This is a genomic window from Ideonella sp. P3_A4, from assembly GCF_056403075.1.
This window is the reverse complement of record NZ_JBFUGE010000182.1, coordinates 1-11,330: the sequence shown is the minus strand read 5'-3', so window position 1 is coordinate 11,330 and position 11,330 is coordinate 1. Positions and strand designations below refer to the sequence as shown.

General features: G+C 66.3%; 12 protein-coding genes. All 12 read right to left on the bottom strand.

Annotated features, from left to right (window positions below; translation table 11 throughout):
• Positions 1-706 (bottom strand): glutamate--tRNA ligase (gltX, locus tag AC1DYI_RS16850; RefSeq protein WP_477205287.1); only part of this gene is annotated, 706 nt, incomplete at its 3' end.
• Between the two features lie 4 nt (positions 707-710).
• Entirely contained in the window at positions 711-1,922 is a 1,212-nt protein-coding gene (locus AC1DYI_RS16845) for an O-succinylhomoserine sulfhydrylase (RefSeq protein ID WP_477205286.1), read from the bottom strand.
• Positions 1,919-3,439, bottom strand: a complete 1,521-nt coding sequence (gene purF, locus AC1DYI_RS16840; RefSeq protein WP_477205285.1) for an amidophosphoribosyltransferase — start codon at positions 3,437-3,439, stop codon at positions 1,919-1,921. The genes AC1DYI_RS16845 and purF overlap by 4 nt, the downstream gene beginning before the upstream one ends.
• A gap of 55 nt (positions 3,440-3,494) precedes the next feature.
• Complete coding sequence (locus tag AC1DYI_RS16835) at positions 3,495-4,001, bottom strand: CvpA family protein (protein ID WP_477205284.1); 507 nt, start codon at positions 3,999-4,001, stop codon at positions 3,495-3,497.
• A gap of 5 nt (positions 4,002-4,006) precedes the next feature.
• Positions 4,007-4,795: an SPOR domain-containing protein gene (locus tag AC1DYI_RS16830; protein ID WP_477205283.1), complete on the bottom strand. Its 789-nt coding sequence runs from the start codon at positions 4,793-4,795 to the stop codon at positions 4,007-4,009.
• A gap of 101 nt (positions 4,796-4,896) precedes the next feature.
• A complete protein-coding gene (gene folC, locus AC1DYI_RS16825; RefSeq protein WP_477205282.1) occupies positions 4,897-6,183 on the bottom strand; it encodes a bifunctional tetrahydrofolate synthase/dihydrofolate synthase in 1,287 nt (428 codons plus the stop codon).
• A gap of 62 nt (positions 6,184-6,245) precedes the next feature.
• Positions 6,246-7,118, bottom strand: coding sequence for an acetyl-CoA carboxylase, carboxyltransferase subunit beta (gene accD / locus AC1DYI_RS16820; RefSeq protein WP_477205281.1), 873 nt, complete (start codon positions 7,116-7,118; stop codon positions 6,246-6,248).
• A gap of 47 nt (positions 7,119-7,165) precedes the next feature.
• Positions 7,166-7,978 (bottom strand): tryptophan synthase subunit alpha, encoded by an 813-nt coding sequence (gene trpA / locus AC1DYI_RS16815; protein WP_477205280.1) that lies wholly within the window; start codon positions 7,976-7,978, stop codon positions 7,166-7,168.
• The gene (gene trpB, locus AC1DYI_RS16810; protein ID WP_477205279.1) at positions 7,975-9,222 is read right to left on the bottom strand and encodes a tryptophan synthase subunit beta; all 1,248 of its coding nucleotides are present in this window, start codon (positions 9,220-9,222) and stop codon (positions 7,975-7,977) included. Before trpB ends, trpA begins: the two co-directional genes overlap by 4 nt.
• 48 nt (positions 9,223-9,270) lie before the next feature.
• Positions 9,271-9,912 (bottom strand): phosphoribosylanthranilate isomerase, encoded by a 642-nt coding sequence (locus tag AC1DYI_RS16805; protein ID WP_477205278.1) that lies wholly within the window; start codon positions 9,910-9,912, stop codon positions 9,271-9,273.
• Between the two features lie 14 nt (positions 9,913-9,926).
• Positions 9,927-10,697 carry a tRNA pseudouridine(38-40) synthase TruA gene (gene truA / locus AC1DYI_RS16800; RefSeq protein ID WP_477205277.1) on the bottom strand — a complete coding sequence of 257 codons (771 nt, stop codon included), beginning with the start codon at positions 10,695-10,697 and terminating at the stop codon, positions 9,927-9,929.
• A 92-nt stretch (positions 10,698-10,789) separates the two neighbouring features.
• A partial coding sequence (locus tag AC1DYI_RS16795) for a FimV/HubP family polar landmark protein (protein WP_477205276.1) occupies positions 10,790-11,330 on the bottom strand: 541 nt, incomplete at its 5' end.

Below are 11,330 nucleotides of genomic sequence, written 5' to 3'. Positions count from 1 at the left end.
GGATCACCGGCAAGTGGCCGAACATCGGCAGCGCCGCCCCCAGCGCCACGTAGATGTTGATCTGCCACGGCGTGTTGTTGATGTGCTCGTCACCGCGGAACACATGCGTGATCGCCATGTCCCAGTCATCCACGACCACCGCGAAGTTGTAGGTCGGCACGCCATCGGCGCGCTGGATGATGAGGTCGTCGAACTCCTTGTTGGCGATGACGATCTCGCCCTTGACCAGGTCGTCCCAACGCACCTCGCCGTCGCGCGGATTCTTGAAGCGGATCACCGGCTTCACGCCTTCGGGCACCGGCGGCAGCACCTTGCCGGGTTCGGGGCGCCAGCGGCCGTCGTAACCGGTCTTCTCGTTGCGCGCCTTTTGCTGCTCGCGCATCGCGTCGAGCTCCTCGGGCGTCGTGTAACAGCGGTAGGCCGTGCCGGCCGCCAGCATGCTGTCGATCACCGCCTGGTAGCGCTCCAGGCGCTGCATCTGGTAGATCGGGCCTTCGTCGTAGTCCAGGCCCAGCCAGTGCATCGACTGCAGGATCTGGTCGACGGAGTCTTGGGTTGAACGCGCCACATCGGTGTCTTCGATGCGCAGCACAAACTCGCCGCCATGGTGGCGCGCATAGGCCCATGAATACAGCGCGGTGCGGGCGGTGCCCAGGTGCAGAAAGCCGGTCGGCGATGGAGCGATACGGGTGCGGACGGAGGTCATGAAGTCAGTTCGAAAGCGTGGCCAGGCCTCGCTGCAAGTCGTCGGTGATGTCGTCTACGTGTTCCAGGCCCACCGCCAGGCGGACCATGCCCTGCCCGATGCCGGCCGCCTGGCGCTGGGCCTCGGTGAGGCGCCCGTGCGAGGTGGTGGCGGGGTGGGTGATGATGGACTTGGTGTCGCCCAGGTTGGTGGCGATGCTCAGGACCCGGGTGCTGTCGATCACATGGAAAGCGGCTGCTCGCGCGGCCTCGGGACTGTCGGCGCGCATGTCGAACGACAACACCGCCCCGCCCTGCCCCGATTGCTGGCGCATCGCCAGCTCGTGCTGCGGGTGCGAAGCCAAGCCGGGGTAGTACACCCGAGCCACCTGCGGTTGTTGTTCGAGCCAGCGCGCCACGGCCAGCGCGTTTTCGCTCTGGGCTTTCATGCGCAGCGCCAGCGTCTCCATGCCCTTGAGCACGACCCAGGCATTGAACGGCGACAAGGTCATGCCGGCCGTGCGGACGACGGGGCCGAACACATCCTTGATGAGGGCCGCCGGGCCGCAAAGGGCGCCGGCCATCACGCGGCCCTGACCGTCGAGGTACTTGGTGCCGGAATGCATCACCAGGTCGGCGCCCAGCTCGAGCGGGMGCTGCAAAGCCGGTGAGCAGAAGGTGTTGTCCACCACCAGCTTCGCGCCGGACTCGCGGGCGATGTCGGCCAACGCACGGATGTCACACACGTCCGTCAGCGGGTTGGTCGGGGTCTCGGCGAACAGCAGGCGCGTCGTCGGACGCAAAGCGGCGCGCCATTCGGCCAGGTCGGTCTGCGAAACAAAACTCGTCTCGACGCCGAACTTGCCGAACTCCTTGGCGAAGAGGGAGATCGTCGAGCCGAACACCGAGCGCGAGCAGATCACATGGTCGCCGGACTTCAGCAGCCCCATGATGAGCAGCAGGATGGCGCTCATGCCCGTGGCGGTGGCCACCGCCGCTTCGGCGCCTTCCATGGCCGCCAAGCGGGCCTCGAAGCTGCGCACCGTCGGGTTGCTGGTCCGGTTGTRGGTGAAGTCCTCCATCTCGGCAAAGCGGCGGGCCGAGGTGGCAGCGTCGGGCTGCACGTAAGCACTGGTCAGAAACAGCGCTTCGGAGTTCTCGCCATACTGGCTGGGAGCCAGTGCGGAACGGACCGCCAGGGTTTCCGGGCGCAGTCCTTCAGGAGGTGCGGAGCTCATGTGTCGTCCCTGCTCTGCAATGCCAGGCGGCCGCGCTCCGGCGCATCTTCGTCGTCGAGTTGCGAAGCACGCTGCGCCTGCATCGCGTCGAAGTCTGCCGCGCTCACGTCACCGGTGATGTAGACGCCGTCGAAACACGAAGCCTCGAAGCCCGCCAGGTTCTTGTTCAACGCACCGACCACCCGCTTCATCGCGTCAACGTCCTGGTAGATCAGCGCGTCGGCGCCGATGAACTGGCGGATCTCTTCCATCGAGCGGTTGTGCGCGATCAGCTCTTCCTTGGTCGGCATGTCGATGCCATAGACGTTCGGGTAGCGTACCGGCGGCGCGGCCGAGGCCATGTAGACCTTGTTGGCGCCGGCCTCGCGGGCCATCTGCACGATCTCTTTGCTGGTCGTGCCACGCACGATCGAATCGTCGACCAGCAGCACGTTGCGGCCCTTGAACTCGACGCCGATCGCGTTGAGCTTCTGGCGCACGCTCTTCTTGCGCACCGCCTGGCCCGGCATGATGAAGGTGCGGCCGACGTAGCGGTTCTTCACGAAGCCTTCGCGGTAGGGCTTGCCGATCTTCTGCGCCAGCTGCATTGCGCTCGGGCGGCTCGACTCCGGGATCGGGATCACCACGTCGATCTGCGACGGTGGCATGGTTGAGATCACGCGCTGGGCCAGCGTCTCGCCCATGTTCAAACGGGCCTGGTAGACCGAAATGCCGTCCATCACCGAGTCCGGCCGGGCGAGGTAGACGAACTCGAACATGCAGGGGTTCAGCGTCGGCGAGTCGGCGCACTGCTGCGCATGAATGCGGCCTTCCAAGTCGATGAAGACGGCTTCGCCCGGCGCGATATCGCGCACGATCTGGTGCCCCGTGCCTTCCAGCGCGACGGATTCACTGGCCACCATCACCTCCGGCCCAGTCGGCGTGTCCAGCGTGCCGTAGCACAGTGGACGAATGCCGAACGGGTCGCGGAAAGCCAGCAGGCCATAGCCCGCGATCAGTGCGACCACCGCGTACGAGCCCTTGATGCGCTTGTGCACCGCACTGACGGCCTTGAACACCAGTTCTGGCGTCAGCGCCAGGTCGCGACCGGCGCGCTCAAGCTCGTGCGCCAGCACGTTGATCAGCACCTCGGTGTCGCTCTCGGTGTTGATGTGGCGGCGGTCGATGTCGAACAACTCCTGCTTCATCGCGTGGGCGTTGGTCAGGTTGCCGTTGTGGACCAGCACGATGCCGAAAGGCGCGTTGACGTAGAAGGGCTGGGCTTCTTCTTCGCTGTAGGCGTTGCCGGCCGTCGGGTAACGCACCTGGCCCAGGCCCACCGTGCCCGGCAGCGCACGCATGTTGCGGGTGCGGAACACGTCTTTCACCATGCCACGCGCCTTGTGCATGAAGCACTTGGTGTCCAGCATCGTGACGATGCCTGCAGCGTCCTGGCCGCGGTGCTGCAACAGCAGCAAGGCGTCATAGATCAGCTGGTTGACCGGCTGTTTGGAGATCACGCCGACGATGCCGCACATGGGGAGGTCCGTTCGTATCTAAGAGAAGAGAAAGATCGTGTTGGCGAGCGCCGATTCAAGCGTCTCGCGTCGCAGCCCGCTCGCGCGCGGGCCACAGCGGCTTCAGGTCATGCAGCATCGCGGCCAGCCATGCGGCCCCGACCGAGCCCTTCCAGGCCGCCGAGTTGGACGCTGGCGGAATCAGCGGAACGACCACCGCCACGGTCAACAGGATCAACAGGCCACGCGCCAGGCCGAAGCCTGCGCCCAAAGCGCGGTCCAGAACCGTCAACGGCGTGGCCGAGATCATCATCCGCACCAGCTTGGCCATCAAGGTCCAGCCGATCAGCACTGCGAAGAAGGTCACGGCGTAGGCCAGCGCCAGGCGCAGCGAACTGCCGGCGGAGCCCACGGGCAACCATTCCGCCACGCTGCTGCCGTACCACTTGGCCACGGCGAACGCGACCACCCAGCCGACCAGCGCCAGCAGCTCGTAGACCAGCCCGCGCCACAGGCCGATCGTGACCGACAGCACCAGCACGACGGCCAGCACCCAATCGACCCAGCTGAAGCCCGCGACCATGACCGTCAGAGCTTCAGCACCGCAGCCTGCAGGCCGCCGGACTTGATCTTCGCGGCCGCTTTGTCGGCTTCGGCCTTGGAGGCGTAGGGGCCGGTGCGCACGCGAATGCGTCGGCCCGAATCGGACTCGATCACCTGCGTGTAGGTCTTCAAGCCCAGGCCCTCGACCTTCATCCGCGCCTCACGCGCGCTGCCCACCTCGGCGAAAGCGCCGACCTGCACCACGTAGCGGCCTTCGTCGTCCTTGGCGTCGCCATTCTTGGCGGACTCGGCCGGCTTCGGCGCTTCAGCGGGCTTGGTGGCCGGCTTGGCCTCGGGTTTCGGCTCCGCAGGCTTGGGCGGCTCCACCGGTTTGGCGACCGGCTTGGTCTCAACCTTCGGCTCGGGCTTGACTTCCGGCTTGGGCTCGGGCGGCTTGGGCGCCACCAGCGGCTTCGGCTCCGGATGGATCGCCGGTTTGGGCTGGCTTTCAGTCACGATCGTGGCGGCGGGCTGCTCCACCGGCGGCTTGGCCACCGGCTGGCTGCGGGCCGGCCGCGACGTTGGCGAGACCAGCGCAGGGGCGTTCTCGCGCGACGGGATCTCGATCGGGATGTCGACGGCGATCGGCCGGGGCTGGGTCTCGAACAGCAGCGGAAAACCGATGATGCCCACGCCCAGCAGCAGCGCGGCGCCGATCAGGCGACGGCGGGCTTTGGCGCGCGCATCGCGCACGATTTCATTCGCATCGGCGGTGGACGACGCACCGGCGCGAGCGTCCTTGGAGCTGGATTTGAATTTCGACAGCAGACCCATGCGTGGCGGCGGCGAGTGGCGACCGGGGGCGGTCGGGAAGGCACCCGTCGGGCGCTTGGCGCGTCAACCAAGCCGGCCCTTGCGGACCATCAAAACCGGTTTCAGGCTTGGTGCGGCGCGCTCAGCCGGGGCAAGCCTTGCTTCAGCACGCCGCCCACGGTATAGAACGAGCCGAAGACCACGATTCTATCAGTGGGGTTTGCCCCAACCAGCGCTGCGGCCAGTGCGTCCGTGGGGGATGCGTGGGTACTGCACGAGGCCTTGTCGCCCTGCAGTGTGTGCAACTGCGCCGACAGTTCGTCGGCGGTGGCGGCGCGCGGCAGCGGCAGGTTGGTCAGATGCCAGTGATCGACCAGCGGCGCGATGCGCGCCATCACGCCGGCCAGGTCCTTGTCGCGCATCGCGCCGAAGACAGCCAGCGTGCGCGGGAAGAAGCCCATCTGGTCCAGGTTCAGGGCCAGCGCAGACACGGCTTGCGGGTTGTGCGCCACGTCCAGCACCAGCGCAGGCTGCCCCGGCACGATCTGGAACCGACCCTGCAGGTCGACGCTGGCGAGCCCCAGACGCACGGCCTGCGCAGTGATCGGCAGGCGCTCGCGCAGCGATTCCAGCGCGGCGATCGCGCCGGAAGCGTTGAGCAGCTGGTTGGCGCCGCGCAGCGCCGGGTAGGCCAGCGCGTGGTAACGCCGGCCACGGCCGCTCCACGCCCATTGCTGGCGATCGCCCTGGTGGTTGAAATCGCGCCCGTTCAGCCAAAGCTCGGCCCCCACTTCGAGACCGGTGTCGATGATCGACTGCGGCGGCATCGGGTCGGACACGATGCCGGGTCGTCCGGTGCGCAGAATGCCGGCCTTCTCGCGGCCGATGCTTTCACGGTCGGGACCCAGGAACTCGGTGTGGTCGAGGTCGATGYTGGTGATCACCGAGCAGTCGGCGTCGATCGCATTGACGGCGTCGTAGCGGCCGCCCAACCCCACTTCCAGGATCACGAGATCCAGCGGCTCGCGAGCCAGGCGCTGCATGATGGCCAGCGTGCTGAATTCAAAAGTGGTCAGCGCAACTTCGCCGCGCGCCCGCTCGACCGCCTCGAAGTCTTCACAGAGCGAGTCCGCACTCACTGGCGTGCCATTTACGCGGCAGCGCTCTTCGAAATGCACCAAATGCGGCTTGATGTACAGGCCGACGCGGTAACCAGCCGCCCGCGCGATCGACTCGATCATCGAGCAGGTCGAGCCCTTGCCGTTGGTGCCGGCCACGGTGATCACGGGCACTGTGAAACGCAACCCCATCGCGTCGCGCACCTGCTGCACGCGCTCGAGCGACAGGTCCATCGTCTTCGGGTGCAGGCTTTCGCTGTGCGCGAGCCACTGGTCCAGGGTGCGAGTCATCGAGGCCTCGTCGAAATGAAAACGGCCAGGCACCGGGCCTGGCCGTTGGATAGCGAAGAACGTCAGGCGACAGCGTCGGCGTTTTGGCGCTGCAGCATAGCGAGTTGGCGGGCAATCATCGCGCGCAGCTGACGACGATCGACGATCATGTCGATCGCGCCCTTCTGCATCAGGAACTCGGCACGCTGGAAGCCCTCGGGCAACTCTTCACGCACAGTGTTCTTGATCACACGTTGGCCAGCAAAGCCGACGAGAGCCTTGGGCTCGGCGATCACCACGTCACCCACAAACGCGAAGCTGGCCGAGACACCGCCCATCGTCGGGTCGGTCAACACGCTGATAAACGGCAGGCGGGCCTTGGCCAGGCGCGTCAATGCGGCGTTGGTCTTGGCCATCTGGAACAGGCTGAACAAGCCCTCTTGCATCCGCGCGCCGCCGGTGGCGGTGAAGCAAATGAACGGCACCTTTTGCTCGACCGCCGCTTCGACGCCACGCACGAAGCGTTCACCGACCACCGAGCCCATTGAGCCGCCCATGAAGTCGAACTCGAAGCACGCGGCCACCGCCGGCACGCTCATCACTGCACCGCCGATCACGATCAGCGCATCGGTTTCGCCAGTGGTCTCGAGCGCGCCTTTCAGGCGCTCGGGATACTTCTTGCTGTCCTTGAACTTCAGCGGGTCGATCGGCAGCACTTCGTGACCGATCTCGTAGCGGCCTTCGGGGTCGAGGAAGGCGTTCAGGCGATCCCGCGCGCCGATGCGGTGGTGGTGGTCGCACTTCGGGCAGACATTGATGTTCTGCTCCAGGTCGGTCTTGTACAGCACCGACTCGCAAGAAGGGCACTTGATCCACAGCCCCTCCGGCACCGAGCGGCGTTCGCTCGGGTCGGTCTGCTGAATCTTCGGGGGCAGCAGTTTTTCAAGCCAGCTCATGGATCAAGGCTCCTTGTCGTCGTCAGAACATCACGCGATGCGATGGGTCACAAGGCATCGAGCGCGGCGCGGATCTCGCTGATGAAGCGACGCGCCGCCAAACCCGCATTGTCGCGCGTTTCATTTTCGAGGATTTGTATCAGCCGGGAGCCGATCACGACCCCGTCCGACACTCGCCCCACGGCCTGGGCGGATGCCGCGTCGCGAATGCCGAAGCCCACGCCCACCGGCACCTTCACATGGCGACGGATGCGCGGCACGGCCTCGGYCACCGCACTGGTGTCCAGGTGCCCAGCCCCAGTGACGCCCTTGAGCGACACGTAGTACACGTAGCCGCTGGCCAGTGCGCCGACCTGGGCCATGCGCTCTTCGGTGCTGGTTGGGGCCAGCAGGAAGATCAGGTCCAGCCCATGGGCTTTCAAGGTCGTGGCGAACTCGCCGCACTCCTCGGGCGGGTAATCGACGACCAGCACGCCGTCGACACCGGCTTCGGCCGCGGCCTTGACGAAGGCATCACGGCCGTGGCGCTGGTCGTAGCGCTCGACCGGGTTGGCGTAACCCATCAGCACGATCGGCGTGGTCGTGTTGCGGGCCCGAAAGCCTCGCACCATCTCCAACACCTGTGACATGCCGATGCCCTTGGCAAGAGCGCGTTCGGAGGCCTTCTGGATCACCGGGCCATCGGCCATCGGGTCGGAGAACGGCACGCCGAGCTCGATCACATCGGCACCGCCTTCGGCCAGCGCCAGCATGATGTCGACGGTGGCGTCGGCGAACGGATCGCCAGCCGTCACGTAGGGGATCAGCGCCTTGCGGCCGTCGCGCTTGAGCGCTTCGAAGGTCGTGGCGATGCGGCTCATTGCGCACCTCCCTTCACCGTCTGGCCTTTGCAAGACGGGCGGCAATAGAACTCCGCACCTGACAAATCGGCCACCGTGCCGATGTCCTTGTCACCCCGGCCAGACAGGTTCACCAGCAGATGCTGGTCCGGCTTCATCGTCGCCGCGAGTTTCATCGCATAGGCCACCGCGTGGCTCGATTCGAGCGCTGGGATGATGCCTTCGGTGCGGCACAAGCGATGGAAGGCTGAAAGCGCCTCGTCGTCGGTGATGCCGACGTACTCGGCGCGGCCGGTGTCCTTCAGGTACGAGTGCTCGGGGCCGACACCGGGGTAGTCCAGGCCGGCCGAAATCGAATGCGTCTCGGTGATCTGGCCGTTCTCGTCTTGCAGCAGGTAGGTGCGGTTGCCGTGCAGAACACCCGGCGAGCCGGCGGACAGGCTCGCGGCATGCTTGCCGGTGTCCAGCCCCAGGCCGGCCGCTTCGACACCGATCAGGCGCACGCCCTCGTGCGGGATGTACGGGTAGAAGATGCCCATCGCATTGCTGCCGCCGCCGACGCAGGCGATCACCGCATCGGGCTGGCGGTTGATCATCTCGGGCATCTGGCCCAGGCACTCTTCGCCGATCACGCTCTGGAAGTCGCGCACCATCTCCGGGTACGGCGCCGGGCCGGCCACGGTGCCGATGATGTAGAAGGTGTTCTCGACGTTGGTGACCCAGTCGCGCAGCGCTTCGTTCAGCGCGTCTTTCAGCGTCTTGCTGCCCGATTCGACAGGCACGACCTTGGCGCCCAGCAGATGCATTCGGTAGACGTTGGGGCTTTGGCGCTTGACGTCTTCGGAGCCCATGTAGACCACGCATTCGAGCCCATAGCGGGCGCAGATCGTGGCGGTGGCCACGCCGTGCTGGCCGGCGCCGGTCTCGGCGATCACGCGCGGCTTGCCCATGCGCTTGGCGAGCAGGGCCTGGCCGATGGTGTTGTTGACCTTGTGCGCGCCGGTGTGGTTCAGGTCCTCGCGCTTCAGGTAGATCTGCGCGCCGCCGATCTCGCGGCTCAGCCGATCGGCGTGGTAGATCGGGCTGGGCCGGCCGACGAAGTGCTTCAGTTCCTTCTTGAACTCAGCGATGAAGGCCGGGTCGCTGCGGTAGTGGGCGTAGGCCGCCTTCAGCTCGTCCAGTGCGTGGACGAGCGTCTCGGAAACAAAGCTGCCGCCATAGGGGCCGAAATGGCCCGAGGCGTCGGGCTGCTGATAACTTGGCATGATGGAAATCTCGCTGTTCAGGGGTGCCTGAGGCGGCGAGCGGCGCGGCTATCGAGTCGTCAGGCGACTGTCGGCTTCGCGCACCGCCTCGCAGAACCGGCGCATCAGCGCGGCGTCCTTGACGCCTTTTGCGCTCTCCACGCCGGAGCTCACGTCAACGGCCCAGGGCCGGACGCGAAGCACCCCATCGATCACGCTTGCAGGATTCAACCCACCAGACAAAACGACCGGACAGGGGACGTTGGCGGGAATGAGAGACCAATCGAACGCCTTTCCACCACCGCCATAGCCCTCGACATGGGCGTCGAGCAAGAGGCCGGCGGCCTCCGGGTGGCGGGAAGCCAAGTCTAGCAAATCGAATCCCGGTGCCATGCGGGCCGCGCGCAGGTAGGGCCGGCCGGGCGCCTCGCATTGCTCGGGCGCTTCATCGCCATGAAATTGCAGCAGCGCATTCGGCACCGCCTGTACACCAGCCACGATTTCGGCCGGTGTCGCATTGACGAACAACAGCACCGGCGTCACGAATGGCGGCAGGCGTTTGGCCAACACACCGGCGCGTGCGGCGTCGACGTAACGCGGGCTTTTCGCATAGAGCACGAAGCCCACAGCGTCGGCGCCGGCCTCCACTGCGTCGTCCACGTCACCATCGCGGGTCAGGCCGCAGATCTTGATTCGGGTCCGGTGCGTCATCGTTGCGTGTCGGCTCAAGGAAGCCAGTCCATCGCCGCCGTCGAATCGGGCAGCCCATGCTGCGCATCGTAGATCGGCCCGACGAAATACAGGCCTTCAGGGGCAAAGGTCGGCGCGGCTGCATCACGGTTCCTGGCGGCCAGGACCTCGGCCATCCAGCCGGGCGCGCGGTTGCCCTGCCCCACCGTCACCAGGCAGCCCATGATGTTGCGCACCATGTGGTGCAGGAAGGCGCTGGCTTCGAACTCGAAACGCCAATAGGCGCCGTGGCGGCTGATGTCGATCTGCCGCATCTGCTTGACCGGTGACAAGGCCTGGCAATCGGACGAGCGGAACGAGCTGAAGTCGTGTTCGCCGAGCAGCAGTGCGGCGGCGGCGCGCATCGCGTCTCCATCGAGCGGGCGAAAGACCCAGCCGCAGCCACCAAACTCGATCGCGGGCCGGACCGCCGATTCGAGCAGCAGATAACGGTAGCGCCGGCCACGCGCGCTGTTGCGGGCATGGAAGCTGGCAGCCACCGGCCGGCACCACTGCACCGCGATGTCCTTGGGCAGGTAGCGGTTGGTGCCCCGGACCCACGAAAACTCGGGCCGGTCCAGCGGAGTGTCGAAGTGCACGACCTGGTTCAGGCCATGCACGCCCGTGTCGGTGCGGCCGGCGCACAGGGTGCCGACCGGCATCGCCGCGAACTCGCTCAGTGCGGCTTCGAGCTTGTCCTGCACCGTGCGGCCGCTAGGCTGGCTTTGCCAGCCGTGGTAATGGTCGCCGCGGTAGGCCACGCCCAACGCCAAACGTTGGACTGCGGGGCCCTCAAAAGCCGAGGGGCCACTGATGGGCCCCTCGTGAGCGGCGGCCCCGGGGGCCTTTCCGCTGTTACTCACTCAAGTTCGTCGAGCATCGCCTGGGCACGTGAGCGCAAAGCGCCATCGGCCTTGCCAACGACTTCTTCGAGCAGATCGCGCGCACCTTCCATGTCGCCGATGCGGCGGAACTCATCGGCGAGTTCCAGCTTGCGAGCCAGCGGGTCGGACTCGTCGATCTCTTCGGTCTGCAGGGTGCCGCGCACGGTGCTTTCCTCTTTTTCGCCCAGGTCGAGCGACAGTTCACCGAAGTCAAACGACGACGGGGTGGTGTGTTGGACGCTGTCGCCGTCGGTCTCGCCTTCTGGCATGTCGATCATCGGGAGATCAAGGATGCTGTCTTCCGGCTCGAGCGGGGCCTTGGGAGGCGGCTGCTTGGGCGGCGGCGACGAGCGCAGGTCACCTCGCAAGTCCGCAGGGCCGCTGTCCAGCATGCCCGAGGCTGTTTCGAGCGGCCGGGTCGGCTCAACGCCGACCAGCGACGACGGCGCGCCGAGGTCGATGTCGAGGTTGCCCGGCGCGGTATCGAGCAGCACCTCGCCCACGAAGGGCTGGGTC